This window comes from Variovorax raffinosi, from assembly GCF_051216615.1.
In the GTDB taxonomy this organism is placed as follows: domain Bacteria; phylum Pseudomonadota; class Gammaproteobacteria; order Burkholderiales; family Burkholderiaceae_C; genus Variovorax.
This window is the reverse complement of sequence record NZ_JBPJZR010000008.1, coordinates 1-16,633: the sequence shown is the minus strand read 5'-3', so window position 1 is coordinate 16,633 and position 16,633 is coordinate 1. Positions and strand designations below refer to the sequence as shown.

The 16,633-nt window shown below is 66.1% G+C and carries 12 protein-coding genes and 1 pseudogene; 2 read left to right on the top strand and 11 right to left on the bottom strand.

Going from position 1 to position 16,633, the window contains the following annotated elements:
• Positions 1-11: 11 nt before the first annotated feature.
• From ACSFB7_RS22625 to ACSFB7_RS22575, 11 genes are all read right to left on the bottom strand, one after another.
• Positions 12-614 carry a glycerol-3-phosphate responsive antiterminator gene (locus ACSFB7_RS22625; protein ID WP_435474152.1) on the bottom strand — a complete coding sequence of 201 codons (603 nt, stop codon included), beginning with the start codon at positions 612-614 and terminating at the stop codon, positions 12-14.
• A 10-nt stretch (positions 615-624) separates the two neighbouring features.
• Positions 625-2,175 carry an FAD-binding oxidoreductase gene (locus ACSFB7_RS22620; RefSeq protein ID WP_435474150.1) on the bottom strand — a complete coding sequence of 517 codons (1,551 nt, stop codon included), beginning with the start codon at positions 2,173-2,175 and terminating at the stop codon, positions 625-627.
• On the bottom strand, positions 2,176-3,852 hold the full coding sequence (locus ACSFB7_RS22615) for a glycerol-3-phosphate dehydrogenase/oxidase (protein WP_187110881.1): 1,677 nt from the start codon (positions 3,850-3,852) through the stop codon (positions 2,176-2,178).
• On the bottom strand, positions 3,849-5,393 hold the full coding sequence (locus tag ACSFB7_RS22610; protein WP_435474148.1) for an FGGY family carbohydrate kinase: 1,545 nt from the start codon (positions 5,391-5,393) through the stop codon (positions 3,849-3,851). Before ACSFB7_RS22610 ends, ACSFB7_RS22615 begins: the two co-directional genes overlap by 4 nt.
• A complete protein-coding gene (locus ACSFB7_RS22605) occupies positions 5,393-6,850 on the bottom strand; it encodes an MFS transporter (protein WP_435474146.1) in 1,458 nt (485 codons plus the stop codon). Before ACSFB7_RS22605 ends, ACSFB7_RS22610 begins: the two co-directional genes overlap by 1 nt.
• Positions 6,851-7,004: 154 nt before the next feature.
• The gene (locus ACSFB7_RS22600) at positions 7,005-9,461 is read right to left on the bottom strand and encodes a GcvT family protein (RefSeq protein WP_435474144.1); all 2,457 of its coding nucleotides are present in this window, start codon (positions 9,459-9,461) and stop codon (positions 7,005-7,007) included.
• 43 nt (positions 9,462-9,504) lie between these two features.
• Entirely contained in the window at positions 9,505-10,371 is an 867-nt protein-coding gene (purU, locus tag ACSFB7_RS22595) for a formyltetrahydrofolate deformylase (protein ID WP_435474142.1), read from the bottom strand.
• Between the two features lies 1 nt (position 10,372).
• Positions 10,373-11,503 carry a 2-aminoethylphosphonate--pyruvate transaminase gene (locus ACSFB7_RS22590; protein WP_435474140.1) on the bottom strand — a complete coding sequence of 377 codons (1,131 nt, stop codon included), beginning with the start codon at positions 11,501-11,503 and terminating at the stop codon, positions 10,373-10,375.
• Between the two features lie 46 nt (positions 11,504-11,549).
• Entirely contained in the window at positions 11,550-13,283 is a 1,734-nt protein-coding gene (locus ACSFB7_RS22585) for a putative 2-aminoethylphosphonate ABC transporter permease subunit (protein WP_435474138.1), read from the bottom strand.
• Positions 13,280-14,416, bottom strand: coding sequence for a putative 2-aminoethylphosphonate ABC transporter ATP-binding protein (locus ACSFB7_RS22580; RefSeq protein ID WP_435474136.1), 1,137 nt, complete (start codon positions 14,414-14,416; stop codon positions 13,280-13,282). Before ACSFB7_RS22580 ends, ACSFB7_RS22585 begins: the two co-directional genes overlap by 4 nt.
• Positions 14,417-14,500: 84 nt before the next feature.
• Entirely contained in the window at positions 14,501-15,535 is a 1,035-nt protein-coding gene (locus ACSFB7_RS22575) for a putative 2-aminoethylphosphonate ABC transporter substrate-binding protein (protein ID WP_435474717.1), read from the bottom strand.
• A 164-nt stretch (positions 15,536-15,699) separates the two neighbouring features.
• Between ACSFB7_RS22575 and ACSFB7_RS22570 the strand changes: the two genes are divergently transcribed.
• Together ACSFB7_RS22570 and ACSFB7_RS22565 are read left to right on the top strand one after the other, a co-directional pair.
• Entirely contained in the window at positions 15,700-16,440 is a 741-nt protein-coding gene (locus ACSFB7_RS22570; RefSeq protein WP_435474134.1) for a phosphonate utilization associated transcriptional regulator, read from the top strand.
• A 1-nt stretch (position 16,441) separates the two neighbouring features.
• A pseudogene (locus tag ACSFB7_RS22565) lies at positions 16,442-16,633 on the top strand (phosphonoacetate hydrolase); the annotation flags it as partial.

Here is a 16,633-nt window from a genome sequence, read left to right as displayed (position 1 = left end):
GGCAGGTCCGACTAACGCGGGCGCAGCTCGTCGATGTTGAGCAGCTTGGTGTCCAGGCTCCACATCGCCGCATCGCTCGTGGACACCGCCACCGCACCCGCCGCCAATGCACTGCGCACGTCGTCCCGCGTGATGACGAACCCCGAGGCCACGATCGGCGGCAGCGCGTTGCGCTCCTTGGCCGAGATGTGGGGGAGCATGGGCGCCGGCATCAGTTGCACGAGGTTCGGGTCGCTCTGCTCCAGCGCCTTCACGCTGCGCGGCCAGGTCGAGCGGTCCGTCACGAACACCTTCTGCATCGTGAGAAGACCCGCCCGGTTGGCGCGCTGGATGGTGGCCACGCGGGTGGACACCAGGCTGGTCGCGCCGATCTCGGCCAGGTACTCCACGCCGCCCTTGTCCGGCGAGATGCCTTCGCAACTGTCGATGTTGACGATGACGATCTTGTCGGCGCGGGTGATGGTCGCCACCACGGCCTGCAGCTTGCGCAGCTCCACGTTCGCCACGATGGCGATTTCGGTGGGGCTGTCGATGAAGGCGTCGATCTGCTCGGCGCCGTAGAGCGTCGCGATGATCGGATGCCGCGCAAGTCGCGCGCCAAGGGAGCGGTCCATTCGGTGAAACTCAGTCTTCGGTCTGGGGCAGCTTGTCGGTCAGGCCGAGCTTGCCCGGGTTCAAAATATTCTTCGGATCGAGCGTGCGCTTGATCGCCTCCAGCACCGGGAAGGCACTGCCCAGCGAATCGGCCATGTACGGCGCACGCAGCAGGCCCACGCCATGGTGGTGGCTCAGCGCGGCATTGTGGCGCACCAGCACCGCGTTGGCGGCGTCCCAGGCCTGGCGATACCAGCGGCCCCGGTTTTCCACTTCCACTTCGCCGCGCAGCGAGAAGTACAGGCACGCGCCGTCCACGTAGGCGTGCGACTGGTGCGCCGAGCCGGCCAGCGTGCCGGGCACCGCGTTGATGGCGGCAACCACTTCGTCGTAAATGGCGGGCAGGTCGCTCCAGCGGCCGCTCATCTCCAGCGTGTCGGCCACGAAGCCGGGGCTGCGCTTGAAGCCCTCGGCGCTCTTGCCGGTGAGGTAGCGGGTGTCGAGCCAGCGCTCGAAGATGACCGGGCCGTCGAGCTGGCGGCCGAGTTCCTTGCACACGCGTTCGCTGATGGTCATGACGGCGTCCACCATTTCGGGCGCGCCTTCGTCGGCAATCAGCAGCACGTGCGTGTCTTCGAGGTTGAACTGCACGCGGCTTTCGAGCGCGTCGTACAGCCGCAGCGCCGCCGGGTTGGCACCGCGCTGCATGATCTCGCGGCAGGCCTCCAGGCCGATGGCGAAGCTGTCGAAACCGTAGGCGATGGCGCGGCCGTAGTCCGGCAGGCGGTGCAGTTTCAGCCGCACGCGCACGATCACGCCGAGCGTGCCTTCCGAACCGATGAACAGCTGCTGCAGGTCGGAGCCCACCGCCGCGCGCGAGTAGCCGCCCACGGTGACGAGGCTGCCGTCGGCCAGCACCACGTCCATGCCGAACACCATGTCCTCGATCTTCCCGTAGCGGGTCGAGAGCTGGCCCGCGCCGCGGCAGGCGACCCAGCCGCCGACCGTGCTGATGCCGAAGGACGAAGGCCAGTGGCCCATCGTCATGCCGTGCTCGCGCTGGATGGTTTCCTCGAAGACGTCGCCGAACATGCCGGCCTCGACCTCGACGATCTGGCTGCCGACATCGAAGCCGATCATCTTGTTCAGCTCGCACACGTCCAGCACGATGCCGCCGCGCACCGGCAGCGCCGCGCCGGTGACGTTGCTGCGGCCGGCCGACACGGTGACCGGAATCGACGCCGCATTCGCGATGCGCATGACGGCCTGGATCTGCTCGACCGTCGAGACCCGCACGATCACGGCCTGCGGGGTGGCGGGCTTGCCGCCGGTTTCCGAGACCATCGAGCCGGCCCACCAGTCGCGCGTCCACTCGACCACGCTGCCGGTGTCGGTAAGCACTTCGTCGGACGCCTTGCGCAGCGCATCGATGTGCGCCGGCGCCACGCTGACGGGGGCGCGCTGCAGGCCGGGCGGGCCGTCGGTGGCGGTGATTGTCTTGGCGTAGGCCGGCGGCGTGTGGGCGCCCACGATGTAGTTGCGGCGGTTATAGCCGCGTTGGATGGCGTCTTTGCTGATCATTTACTGGACTCCCATAAGGATGGTTTTTTCATGCTCGATGGCGGCGCGGTAGCTCGCGACCTGCTGCGCCGTTTCCGAGGGGGACAGGCCGAGTTCGGCCTGGAGGATTTCGCCGACCCGCGCTGCCGCGCGGCCCGAGGCGTCGCGCGCCATGAGGCGCGCGCGGATGCGCCGCGACAACACGTCGTCGACGGTGCAGGCGAGTTCGTGGCGCACCGCGTAGACGACTTCCGCCTCGCTGTACGGCAGGCCTTCGACGATGGGGCGCAGCAGGCCGGGGTCTTCCTGCAGGATGTCGCTGACGAAGCGCGCCTCGGTGCCGTAGCGCTCGCCCAGGTGGGCCGAGATGCCGCCCGAGGCCATGATGGCCTGCGCGTCGTACCCTGCGGCGCCCAGCAGGAAGGCCGACTTGGTCTTGCAGCCGTTGCGTTGGCCGATGACTTTCTGCGCCGCGTCGATGGTCTGCTCGGCCATGTGGCGCGAGGTCGTGAGCTTGCCGCCGACGATGGTCACCAGGCCGTCGGGCGCCACGCGAATCTCGTGGTTGCGCTTGATCTCCAGCGTCTTGCCGCCGGGCGGCGCCACCAGCGGCCGGCAGCCGGCGATGCTGCCGACCACGTCTTCCGCCCTCAGGTCGGTCTTGAGCGCGGAGCGCGCGCCGTCGAGCAGAAAGTCGAGCTCTTCGCGCGTGCAGCATACGTCGTCGAGGTTGCCTTCGTAGTCTTCGTCGGTGGTGCCCAGGTACGAGACGTTGCCCCAGCGCGTGATGGTCGCGCGCCGGTTGCGGCCCGGCACCGGAATGGTCACGGTGCAGTCGTTGCGGATCTTCAGCCACGGAATTGCCACGTGCACGCCCTTGGCGGGGCGGATGTTCAGCGTTTTTTCTTCGCTCTTCTTGCGGCCGTCCCAGTCGCGCAGCCACACGCCGGTGGCCATGATGACGACGCCGGCGCGCGCGCGGATCTCGCGGCCGTCGGCCTGCACCACCACGCCGTCGACCTTGCCGTGCCCGTCGCGCGTGATCTCGATGGCCTTCGCATGGTTGAGCACCGCAGCGCCGTGGAAGGCGGCGGTGCGCGCGATGTTCAGCGTGAGGCGCGCGTCGTCGACCCGCGCATCGAAGTACATGAAGCCGCCGGTCAGGTGCTCGTCCTTGAAGGTGGGGCAGTGCGACAGCACCTCGGCCTTGGTCAGCTTCTGGTGCAGGATGCCTTCGCGCCAGCCGCCGGCGATGTCGTAGGTCCACAGCAGGCTCTCGAAGGCCTTGGCCAGTCGCTTGTCGAACACGCCTTCGCGCTCCATCACCGGAAACAGGAAGGGCAGGCGCTGCACCAGGTGCCGGGCATTGCGGCGCAGGCGCTGGCGCTCCAGCAGCGAGTGGCGCACCAGGCCCAGGTTGCCCTGCTCGATGTAGCGCAGGCCGCCGTGGACCATCTTGGACGACTTGGACGAGGTGCCGAAGGCGAAGTCGTCTTTCTCGACCAGCGCCACGCGATAGCCGCGCAGGCTGGCATCGAGCGCCGCATAGGCGCCGGTGACGCCGCCGCCGACGATCACGATGTCGAATGTCTCGTCGCCGAGCCGCGCCAGCAGGTCCTGCCGGTTCAGCCGCAGCGCTTCGGTGCTTGTCATCTCGGCCCGGTCTTTGCCGGATCGAAAGGATGGCAGACCCATCATCTTGAAAGCTCTCCTGGGGTTGTGTTCTTGAAATTGCGTGCGTGCGCGAGTTCCGAATTCACGCGGGCATGCCACAGCGTGCGGCGGGCCTTGCGTTCATCGGCATGGATGCCGGGCTCGAACACCGCGTCGGTGGCCAGCGTGGCGCGGGCTTCCTGCAGCGAGTTCCACAAGAGACCGGAGGAACCGGCGAGAAAGGCGATGCCGCGCAGGCTGGCGCGGTCGGTTTCCTTCATGCGCCGCACCGGCATGCCGGTGAGGTCGGCCTGGATCTGCAGCAGCGCGGAGCTGCCCGAAAGGCCGCCGCCCACCACCAGCTCGGACACCTTGACGCCGGACACGTCTTCGTTCGATTGAATGCACGAGGCCACCGAATGCGCGATGCCTTCGAGGATGGCGCGGGCGACTTCGGCGCGCGTGGTCGCCATCGAGATGCCGGTGAGCGATGCGCGCGCGGCGGGCTCCATGGCGGGCACGCGAAAGCCGGTCAGCGCGGGAATGAAGGTCACGTCGCGCGACGAACCGGCGGTGGCGGCCATGCTGCTGATCTGCTCGGCGTTGTCGAACCACTGCAGCTTTTCGCAGACCCAGTTCAATGCGGAGCCGGTGGTGGCCACATAGGTCTCTACCGCGAAATGCGACACGCCCTGCGCACGCCGCGCGGTCATGGTGAGCGTGCCGTCGTGCAGGCCGGCATGCACCGGCAGCACCGGCCCGGTGATCACGTCGACGAAGCTGCCCGTGCCGTGCACGCACATGGCCTGCTCGCGGTCGAGGCAGCCCAGGCCGATCGCGCCCGCATGCTGGTCGCCGGCGCAGGCGAGGATGGGCACGTCGATGCCGAGCAGATCGACGCGGGTGCGGCCGAAGTCGTCCGCGTCTTCGCGCAATTCGGGCAGCAGTTCGCGCGGGAAGCCGAGGGCGTCGATCCAGTCGAGCTGGTAGCGGTGGCCGCCCATGACGTAGGCGCTGGCCGAGGTCACGTTGGTCGGCGTCGTCACGCAGGCGCGCTGCGTGGACAGGTGCCACAGCAGCCAGCTGTCGATGGTGCCGAAGGCCAGGCGGCGTTGTTCGAAGGCACGGGCGACGGCTTCGGTTTCGCGGATGTGGTGCGCGGCCCAGAGGTAGGGCGAGCGCACGCCGGCCGGCCGGCCCAACTGCTGCACCAGCAGCTTGTCCCAGGTGGGCGCGAGCTTGTCGAGTTCATCGACGTAGCGCGTGTCCTGCCACACCATGACCGGCACCAGCGCGCGGCCGGTGTGCGTGTCCCAGAGCACGGCCGAGCAGCGCTGCGTGGCAATGGCCAGCGCGGCGATGCGCTGCTGCGCCGCCTGTGCCTGCGCGATGCTGGCGCGGCAGACCGCGAGGGTTTTCTCGAGGATCGCGTTGGCGTCCTGCTCGACCACGCCGGGGCGGGGCGTGTCGACATGCAGCGGCGCGTATTCGAGGCACGAGACATGGCCGTCGCGGCCGACCACGGCGGCCCGCGTGCCCGAGGTGCCCTCGTCGATGCAGAGGATCACGTCCTGAGGTGTCGCCATCAGTTCACTTTCCCTGCGGCCGGGCGAAGCTCGGAGATGGCAGGCTTGTCGTTCTCGAATTGGGGTGCATCGGGTTCGTTGTCGGGGTTGATGGTGGTGCGCGTCGGGTCCCAGCGGATCACGAAGCAGATGACGCTTGCGATCAGCGGCACGACCGACAGGATGAGGAAGGTGTGTTCCAGGCCGTACTTCTCGCGGAACAGCGGAAAGATCAAGAGGCCCAGCGCCGCGCCGATGGAGCCCAGCGCGCCGATGATTCCGTTGGCGCCGGCGCGCAGCTCGCTGCGGAACGACAGCGACGACAGGCTCTTGCCGTTCGCACCCGGGCCGCCCGAGTGGAAGAGGATGAACAGCGAGGGCACGATCACCGCCAGCCACAGCGGCATGCGGCCATGGAACAGGCCCAGCGTGAGCAGCATCAGGAACACCATCGCGAAACCGAAGGCCGAGGCGCGGCGCAGGCCCAGCTTGCGGCCGATCCACGGCGACAGGAAGCCGCCGAAGATGCCGAAGACGTTGAAGGCGAGGGCGCCGATGGTGGCCTGCGCAAAATCCTTGCCGAACAGCGTGGCGCTGATCAGCGGCAAGTACCAGCCCACGGCGAAGTACTGGATCGACTGGCCGATCTGCACGGTCGCCGCGAGGATCGTGCGCTGCAGGTAGGCACCGCGAAAGATCAGCAGCACGTTGGCGGCACCGCGACGGGCCTGGTTGAGCACCGGCACGCGCTCGTGCTTCGGCGCGGCAACGAACAGTTGGGCGTAGATGCGGGTCATGGCATGCGCGGCTTCTTCGAGCCGTTCCTTGCGGGCAAGCCACACGGGGCTTTCGACCAGCAGCGTGAGCTGCAGCACGAGGATGGTCACGCCGAAGACGGCGGTGGCGGCCACCGAGTAGCGCCAGATCGAATCACCTACGTCCCACGAGTAGAACAACAGCGCCAGCAGCAGGTTGGTGCACACCGCCGCGTACCACATGCCCTGCCAGGTGTTGAGCCGGCTCTTGAGCTTGGCCGGCGTGAACTCGGCCAGCACCGCCATCGCAATGGCGAAGTCGATGCCGTAGGCCGCGCCCACGAAGAAGCGGCCGACCAGGATCATCTCGAAGCTGGGCGCGAACACCACCAGCACGGCGCCGACCACGGCCAGGAACTTGGCAAGGATCAGCGGGCGTATGCGGCCCCAGCGGTCGGCCATCCAGCCGCCGATGGGGTTGAAGGCAATCGCCACCCAGGAGGCGAGCGAGGTCATCAGCGCCACCTGTGCGGCGCTCAGATGCAGGTTGCGCGTCATGGGCCCGAGGCCCGCGCTCAGTGCGGAGTTGGAGAAGGCGTCGAGGAACAATCCGCCGAGTGCGAGCCACCAGATGGTGGCGGCCCGGCCGACGATGCCCTGTCGTGAATCGAGGTAGGCGATGACATCGTCGATGCCACGGATCTTGATCGCGTTGGGTTGCACAGCTTGTCTCCATTGGAATATTCCGCAAGAAGACGATGCAAACCAGGCAGGCGCGACAAAGCCATCTTACAGATGGTCTTTAAATCTGAACCTGTGCGCAAATTCTAAGGGCGAACTTTTCCGATGGTCAACCAAATGACTGCAGTGTTAACCATTAGCCCGCGAGATCGAGCGCAGCTTTCACTAGCGACGGATAGGGTGGGCGCGATTGCGCGGTGGCAGTGAAGCGTTGGCCGGCGATGTCGATTTCGTACGGCCCGTGCATCGCCTCGTCGCGCGTCAGCGGCTCGGCGCTGCGCACGTAGCCCATCACCACCATCCGCCCCAGCACTGCGCTGTACGCGGTGGAGGTCAGTTCGCCCACGGCCTTGCCGTTGCGCAGGATCGGCTCGCCGCCCCAGGCGAAAGCCTGCGCGTCGTCGAGCAAGAACATCACCAGCCGCTTGGAAAGGCGCTCTGGTGCGATCTTCGCCAGTGCGGCCTGGCCGATGAACGCGACCGGCTTGTCGAGCTGGACGGCGAATTCCAGGCCAGCCTCGAACGGGTTCTCGTCCGGCCCCAGTTCGAGGCCGAAGGCGCGGCGCCCGGCCTCGACGCGCAACGCATCGATGGTGTAGTAGCCGCCGTCGCGCAGGCCCAGGTCGGCGCCCGCCTCGAACAGCGTGTCGTACACATGCACCGCCATCTCGGTCGGGATGTACAGCTCCCATCCGGGGCCGCCGACGTACGAGACCTTGGCTGCGAGTGCACGCGCATGGCCGACGTCGATCTCGATCACCGCCGATTGCGGGAACGCTTCCTTGCGCAAGTCCTGCGGTGTCACGCGGGACAGCAGTTGCTGCGCCTTCGGGCCGGTCACCGTGAGCGTGCAGTAGCCCGAGGTCACGTCCGTCACCGTCACATGCTCTTCTGCCTGCAAGTGGCGCTTGATGTGCCCGATGTCGCGATACGGCTGCGCAGAGCCGGTGATGATGAGGAAGCAGTCGGCTTCAAGCCGCATGACGGTGAGATCGCTCTCGAAGCCGCCGCGCTCGTTGAGCAATGCGGTGTAGACCATGCTGCCGGGGCGTATCGCCACGTCGTTGGCGCACAGGCGCTGCAGCAACTGTTCGGCGTCGCGGCCCTGCACCATCAGCTTGCCGAACGAGGTCTGGTCGAAGACGACCACATCGCGTCGCACCGCCATCTGTTCTTCGATGCAGGCATCGAGCCAGTCGGGCCGGCCGAAGCCGTAGCGGGCCTGTGCCTTCTGGCCCGGCAACGCGAACCAGCTCGCGCGCTCCCACCCCAGCTTGCTGCCGAACGCGGCGCCCTTGGCCTTGAGCTTGTCGTACAGCGGCGAGCGGCGCAGCGGCCGGCCGGACTCCAGCTCGTGGCGCGGCCAGCGCATGGCGTAGTGCAGGCCCAGTGCTTCCACCGTGCGGTCCTTCAACCAGCGCTTGTTGCTGTTGAAGGGGGCGAAGCGACGGATGTCCACATCGAGCAGGTCGGCCGGCGCGGCACCACCGACGATCCATTCGGCGATCAGCTTGCCCGCGCCGCCCGCGTTGGCGATGCCGGCCGAGTTGAAGCCGGCGGCCACGAAATAGCCGCGCACCTCGGGCGCCTCGCCGAGGATGAAGTTGCCGTCGGGCGTGAAGCTCTCCGGGCCGTTCAGGAACAGCTTGATCTCGGTGGTCTCAAGGGCCGGCGTGCGGTGCACCGCCTCGTCGAGCAGCACCTGGAACTGGTCCATGTCGTCCGGCAGCAGCTGGAACTCGAACTTCGGCGGAATGCCGTCCATGCCCCAGGGCTTGGCCACGGGCTCGAAGCCGCCCATCACGAGGCCGCCGACTTCTTCCTTGTAGTAGATGTAGCCGTCGGGGTCGCGCAGCACCGGCAGGTCACGATGAACGCCCTCGATCTCCTTGGTGACCAGGTAGAAGTGCTCGGCCGAGTGCAGCGGGATGTTGACGCCCGACATCTTGCCCAGCTCGCGCGCCCACTGGCCCGCGCAGTTGAGAAAGCTCTCGCAGCGCACCGTGCCCTGGTTGGTTTCGACGCCGACGATGCGGCCGTTCTCGATGAGCGTGCCGGTGATCTGCACGCCTTCGAAGATCTTTGCGCCACGGTTGCGCGCGCCCTTGGCCAGCGACTGTGTGAGGTCTGTGGGGTTGGCCTTGCCGTCGCCGGGCAGCCAGACTGCGCCCACGAGATCGTCGACGCGCATCAAGGGCCACAGCTCTTGCGCTTCAGCGGGCGTGATGAACTCCGCCTCGATGCCGAAGCTGCGCGCCGTGGCAATCGTGCGCTTGAGCAGCGTCATGCGCTCGGGTGTTCGCGCCACCGTGATGCTGCCGCATTGCTTCCAGCCGGTGGCAAGACCCGTCTCGGCTTCGAGCGAGGCATACAGATCGATGCCGTAGCGGCTCATCTTCGTCATGCTGCGGTTCGCGCGCAACTGGCCGACCAGGCCGGCCGCATGCCATGTGGTGCCGCAGGTGAGCTGGCCCTGCTCGAGCACGATCACGTCGGTGCAACCGAGCCGGGTGAGGTGGTAGGCCGCGCTGCAGCCGGCGATGCCGCCACCTGCGATGACGACCTGTGCATGGGAGGGAAGTGGCGTCGCCATGGTGTGTGGAGGGGGCTTGTTCTGTGGGAGGGAGAGAGAGGGGCTACTTGAAGACCACTGTCTTGTTGCGGTGGACCAGGATGCGGTCTTCGAGGTGGTGGCGCACGCTGCGCGAGAGCACGCTCTTTTCGATGTCCTTGCCCAGGCGCACCATCTCCTCGATGGAGTTGCCGTGGTCGATGTCGATCACGCCCTGTTCGATGATCGGCCCGGCGTCCAGCTCGGCGGTCACGTAGTGGCTGGTGGCGCCGGTCATCTTCACGCCGCGCTCGAAGGCCTGGTGGTAGGGCTTGCCGCCCACGAAGGCCGGCAGGAAGCTGTGGTGGATGTTGATGATGCGGTTGCGCAGGCGCTGGGTCATGCCGTCGGACAGCACCTGCATGTAGCGCGCGAGCACCATGAAGTCGCCGCTGAATTCGCGGAACAGGCGCTCCACCTCGGCGTAGGCCTGCTCCTTGGTGTCGGGCGTCACCGGCACATGGAAGTACGGAATGCCGTGCCACTCGACGAAGGAGCGCAGGTCGTTGTGGTTGGAGATCACGCACGGAATCTCGCAGTGCAGGTCCTTGTTGCGCCAGCGATGCAGCAGGTCGTTCAGGCAATGGTCGAGCTTGCTCACCAGCACCAGCATGCGTTTCTTGACCGAGCTGTCGGACACGCTCCACTCCATGTCGAACTGCTTGCCAACGGGCGCGAAGCGTTCGCGCAGTTCGTCCAGGTAGAAGGGCAGCGTGTCGGCCTGGATTTCCACGCGCATGTAGAAGCGGTTGTGCAGTGCATCGCCGTGCTGCGCGGCCTGGGTGATCAGGCCGCCGTGGCTCGCGATGAAGCTGCCCACGGCCGCCACGATGCCCGTGCGGTCCGGGCAGGTCAGCGTGAGGATGTAGCGGCGCGGCGTCGTATCGCTCATGTCATGCGGCCACGGGTGCGCTGACCTGCCGGATGTTCATGGCCTTGAGCGTGTCGGCAATGGCTGCCACCGCGCCCGGAATGCCGGCTTCGCCGAAGTGCCCCATGCAGCCGACGCGGAAGGTTTCCACCTGCGTGAGCTTGCCCGGGTAGAGGATGTAGCCGCGCTTCTTGACCTCTTGATAGAAGGTCTTGAAGTTGTAGTTGGCGTCGTCGGGCGCGTGGAAGGTGATGATGATCGGCGCCTGGATCGCGGGGTCGAGGAAGCTCCTGAAACCGAGCGCGGCCAGTCCGTCGATGAGCCCCTTGCAGTTGCGCGCATAGCGTCCGCCGCGCGCGGGCAGGCCGCCTTCCTCGATGTACTGCGCAATGGCGGTGTCGAGCGCCGCGACCACGTGCGTGGGCGGCGTGAAGCGCCATTGCGTGGTCTTCTCCATGTACACCCACTGGTCGTACAGGTCCATGCTCAGCGAGTGGCAGTTGCCTTCGCACTTTTCGAGCGTGCTGCGCTTGATGACGACGAAGCCCATGCCCGGCACGCCTTCGAGGCACTTGCCTGATGCGGCGACGACGGCATCGAAGGGCGTCTTGCGCGCATCGATCTCCAGCGCGCCGAAGGAACTCATGGCATCGATGATCAGTCCGCGTCCGTGCCTGGCGACGACCACCGCGATCTCGTGCAGTGGGTTGAGCACGCCGGCGCCGGTTTCGCAATGCACGACCGCCACGTGCGTGATGCTCGGGTCCGCAGCCAATGCGCGGTCGACGTCGGCCGGCGACACCTGCTTGTCTTCGGTGTAGTCGATGGTGCTCAGCTTGCGGCCCAGCACCTTGCAGATTTTCGCGAGGCGCTGGCAGTAGGCACCGTTGCTCGGCACCAGCACATGGCCGTTGCGCGGAACGATGGTGCCGATGGCTGCTTCCACCGAGAAGGTGCCGCTGCCCTGCAGCGGAACGCATTCGTGCGTGCCCGTGCCATGCACGATGTTCAGCACCTCCTTGCGGATGCGTGCGGTGATCTGGTTGAAGTCGGCGTCCCATGATCCCCAGTCGCGCAGCATCGCTTGGCGTGTGCGGTCCGAAGTGGTCAGGGGGCCGGGCGTGAGCAAGATGGGGTAGGGCGTTTGACTCATGGTGTCTCCAGGCGGGGAAAGGAAATGAGAGAGATGCGTTGTGTGTTCAGCCGCGGCTCAGGTTGCGCCAGGCCTGTGTGCGCGAGAGCAGCACGCGCGTGAGCAGCGAGTAGGCGATGCACACCAGCGTCGAGGTCACGACGATCAGGCTGGCGAGCGCCGAGGCCGGGCCGATGTCGCCGGCATCGTCCAGATGCATGATCGCGACCGATGCAAGGATGGTCTCGGGCGTGTAGAGAAAGATGGCGCACGACAGGCTGGCCATCGACACCACGAAGAAATAGCGCCCGATGTCCAGGATGGCCGGCAGGCACACCGGCACCGTCACGCGCAGGAAGGTCTTGAAGAACGGCACCTTGAGCGAAGCCGACACGGCCTCGAACTCGTTGTCGATCTGCTTGAGCGCGGTGACGGCCGTGAGATGGCTCGACGTGTAGTAGTGCACCACCATCGAGATGATCAATATCGCCATCGTCTGGTACAGAAAGTTCAGCGGGTTGGCCGGATGGTTGAAGAACATCACATAGCCCAGACCGAGCACCAGTCCCGGCACCGCCATCGACAGCACTGCCATCAGGTGCATGCCGCGGCGCATCAGCCCGAGGTTGCGCGTCTTCTCGATCAGGTAGGCGCCCACGAACACGATGAGCGAGCCGGCCACGGCGGTGGCCATGGCGACGATCAGGCTGTTGCCGTAGGCCGCGGCCATGTCGCTCTCCACCAGCACGAAGTGGTAGTGCTTGAGCGTGAACGACAGGTCGTAGGGCCAGAGCGAAATCAGCGAGGTGTAGATCGCCATGCCGATGGTGGCCAGCAGCAGGCCGCACACCACCGCGCAGAACAGCATCAGCAGCGGATCGGCGAGCTTGCGGCGCTTGGGGCTGTAGGGCACCGAGCGGGCCGTGAGCTGCGCCTTCAGCTTGCGTCGCACCACGTAGTCGATGACGAAGGAAATGATCGACGGAATCAGCAGCAGCATGCCCACCACCGCGCCGATGGAAAAGTTGTGCTGCCCCACCACCTGCTTGAAGACATCGACCGACAGCACGTTGAAGTTGCCGCCGATCACCTTGGGTGCGCCGAAGTCGCTCACCACGTAGGTGAAGACCACGGTGGCCGCGCTGATCAGGCCGTACTTGCACGAAGGCAACGTGATGGTCATGAACTGGCGCAACGGCCTTGTGCGCAGCGCGGTGGCCGCCTCGTACAGCCGGCCGTCGGCCAGCGACAGGGCCGTGACCAGGATCATCAGCGCATGTGGAAAGGTGTTGTAGACCTCCGCCATGATGATCCCCGGCGCGCCGTAGATCGACACGCCGCCCAGCAGGAACTTGAGCGCGCCCTGGTTGCCGAACCACTGCACGAATGAAATGGCCGACAGCAGCGAAGGCGCCAGCAGCGGGATCAGCGCAATGAGGCGAAACACCGCCTTCAGCGGCGTCGGCATGCAACTGCGCGTGAGCGCATAGGCGAAGACGAAGGCCATGGGCACGGAGATCATCACCACCGCCGCCGAGACCCAGATCGAGTTCCACGCCGCACGCAGCAGGCTGGGTGTCTGGAAGTAGGTGATGAAGTGGGTGAGGCCGACGAAGCGGCCTTCCTTGTCCTGCACCGCGTGCGCCAGGATGGTCAGCAGCGGCGCGATGAGGAACACGAACAGCATCACCATCACCACGAGCAGGATGGCGCGGGCAATGGTTTCGTCGCGGCTCCAGCGCATGACGGGGCGCGCGGTGAACGCAGCGAGCACGGTGCGAGGGTGGGCCAGCGTGTTCATGGCTTCGCGGTACTGGCGGAAAAAGCGCGGATGCGGTTTGCGCGCAGCGCGATGTCGATGGTGTTGCCTTCGCGGATGTCCAGGTCGTGCAACTGGTTGAGCGAGAAGTGCAGCCCGAGCGTCTGCCCGTGCAGCGCATCGGCCGTCACTTCGGCAATGCACAGGCCGCCGAGAAATTCGACCTTGGTGACCCGCGCCTGCAGCCGGTTGGCCGTGTCCTCGCCCAGGTGCTCGACCGCGCGGTCTTCGGGCCGCAGATACAGGTTGACGGCTTCGCCGGGCTCGAAGGCACCATCGCAGGCGTCGCACTGCAGCTCCATGTCGCCGACCTGGAAGCGGTGGTTGCCCAGCGCCACCGAGCGCAGCACATTCACCTTGCCCACGAAGTCGGCCACGAAGGGCGTGGCCGGCTGTTCATAGACTTCCATGGGCGTGCCGACCTGCTCGATCACGCCGTGGTTCATGACCACGATGCGGTCGGCCATCGACAGCGCTTCTTCCTGGTCGTGCGTGACCATGATGGTCGTGATGCCGACCTGCTTTTGCAGCCGGCGGATTTCACCGCGCAGCCGGATGCGCTCCAGCGCATCGAGCGCCGACAGCGGCTCGTCGAGCAGCAGCAGGCCGGGCCGCGTGGCGAGGGCGCGGGCGAGTGCCACGCGCTGCTGCTGGCCGCCCGAGAGCTGGCTCGGGTACTTCTTGCCGGAAGTCGGCAGGCCGACGAGCTTGAGCAGCTCTTCGACGCGCGCCTTGATCTCGCCTCTCTTGGCGCGGCTGTTGACCAGCCCGTAGCCGATGTTCTCGGCAATCGAGAGATTGGGAAAAAGCGCATACGACTGGAACACGATGCCGTAGTCGCGCTTGTCAGGCGAGAGCCACGACACGTCCTTGCCGTTCTGCAATATCTGCCCGGAAGTCTGCGTCTCCAGCCCCGCGATGATGCGCAGCAACGTGGTCTTGCCGCAGCCCGAGGGGCCGAGAAAGCACAGCATCTCGCCCGGGTTCACGCGCAGGTGCACGTCGCGCAGGGCACTGAAGGATTCGAAGTCCTTGCGCACGCCGACGATCTCGAGCGCGGCAGGCGCGCTCGCAGGCACCGGGGTGGCAATGAACTTGGTGTCGGTCATATCCATTTTTCGCACTCGTCGTTGGCGGGCGCCATCGCTACTGCTGCTGCTGCGGCGCCCGCGGATTGAAAGTCGGGAATGCCGTCGGGCCTACTTGGGTTCAGCCTTGCCTTCGTAGCGCTTGCTCCACTCGGCCAGGATGCGTTCTCGGTTCTTGGCCGCCCAGTTGATGTCGTTCTTTGCGAGCAGCTTTTCGTAGTTGTCCGGAATGCCTTCCAGCTTCGAGGCCACGCCGGGGTAAGCCACCACCGCCCACCATGTGGAGGTGATCTGGTTGGCTTCCTTGCTGGCCATCCAGTCGGCGAAGCGCTTGGCTTGCGGCAGCTTCGCGCTGGTCTTCATGAGGCTGGTGGCCTCGATGTCCCAGCCCAGGCCTTCCTTCGGAAAGATCAGGTCGACCGGCGCACCCGACTTCTTGACCTGGTGCGCGCGGAACTCGAAGGAAATGCCGATGGGGAATTCGCCCGCGCCGGCCTGCTTGCAGGGCTTGGAGCCCGAGTGCACGTACTGCGCGATGTTCTGGTGCAGCGCGTCCATGTACTTCCAGCCTTCGGCGTCGCCCATGTTCTGCAGCCAGGACGACACGTCGAGGTAGCCGGTGCCGCTGGAGGCCGGATGCGGCATCGAGATAGTGCCCTTGTAGACAGGCTTGGCCAGGTCCTTCCAGGTCTCGGGCTTGGGCAGGCCGAGCTTTTTCGCTTCGACGCGGTTGAAGCAGATGGTCGCGGCCCAGACGTCCATGCCGACCCAGGCCGGTGGGCGGGCGGCGTCGGAGTAGGCGGGGTTCAGTTCCTTGAAGCCCTTGGGCTCATAGGGCAGCAGCATGCCTTCCTGTTCGAGCAGGGCCAGGCTGCTGGCGGCCAGGCCGGCCACCACGTCGGCCTGCGGATTGGCTTTTTCGGCCAGCAGCTTGGCGGTGACGATGCCGGTGGAGTCGCGCACCCACTTCACCTCGATGTCGGGGTTGGCTTTTTCGAAGCCGTCCTTGTAGAGCTTCATGGCGTCGGTCTCGAGCGCCGTGTAGACCAGGAGCGAGGTCTTTTGCGCCCATGCGGCGCCGCTGGCCGCAAGGCTCAGCGTTGCCGCACACAGAACCGCCGTGAGACGGCGCGTGCTTGGTTTCATCGTCATCTTTTTCTCCTGAGAGGGCTGGCTGTCACTGAAAGAGGTGAGTGGCGGGCTCCGGCAACTGGCGTTCCAGGCTCCGGCGAACGCAATGTAGATTGGTGATTGAAGACTGTCAATAAAAAATTGTTGACAGTTTTCAATCCTTGGGGAAAATACGCCCCATGGTCACCAGCAATCACTCCGCCGCCCTCGCGTTTCTTCAATCCAGCTCGTTGCCGATGCTGATGCAGGAAGAAATCGAGCGTTTGATCATGACGGGCGAGCTTCCCGTGGGCAGCCGCATCAACGAGAGCGAGCTTTCGCAGCGCTTCAACACCAGCCGTGGCCCGATCCGCGAAGCGCTGCGTGCGCTGGAAGAGGCTGGCCTCGTGCGCAACGAAAAGAACCGGGGCGTCTTCGTGCGCGAGATCGCATTCGAGGAAGCCGACGAAATCTACGAACTGCGCGAAGCACTCGAAGAAATCATCGGCCGGCGCGTGGCGCTCGCCATCAAGCCCGACGCGGTCGAGCGGCTGCGGGCCATGCTCGACGCCATGCGTTCGGCAGCGCAGGCGCAAGACGTGGAGCAGTACGCGCAACTCAACCTGCAGTTCCACGAGATCCTGCTCGACACCGCGGGCAGCAAGAAGCTGACGGAAACCTACAAGCGCCTCGTCAAGGAGCTGCACCTTTTCAGAATGCGCGCGCTCGACAGCGGCGGTGGCCTGCGGGTCTCGGCCGACGAGCACCGCGCCATCGTCGACGCCATTGCCAGCGGCAATCCCGACATTGCGGGCCCCGCGCTGCGCAAGCATGTCGCCGACAGCCGCGCACGCATGCACAAGGCCTTCGGCCGCGCCGATGCAGCCGCTGTTGCCGCCCCCGTTGCCGCCCCGAACAACCCACCTCAAAAGGAAGTCTGAAATGACACAGGAGACACTCGAAGTCAACGCCAGAAGCTATCGCTGGATGACGCGCCCGGTCGTGGTCGTGTGCGTTGACGGCAGCGAGCCGGCGTACCTGGATGCGGCCATCGCAGCGGGCGTGGCCCCGTACTTCGATCGCATGCGCACCTCGGGCGCCAACCTGCTGGCCGACTGCGTGGTGCCCTCGTTC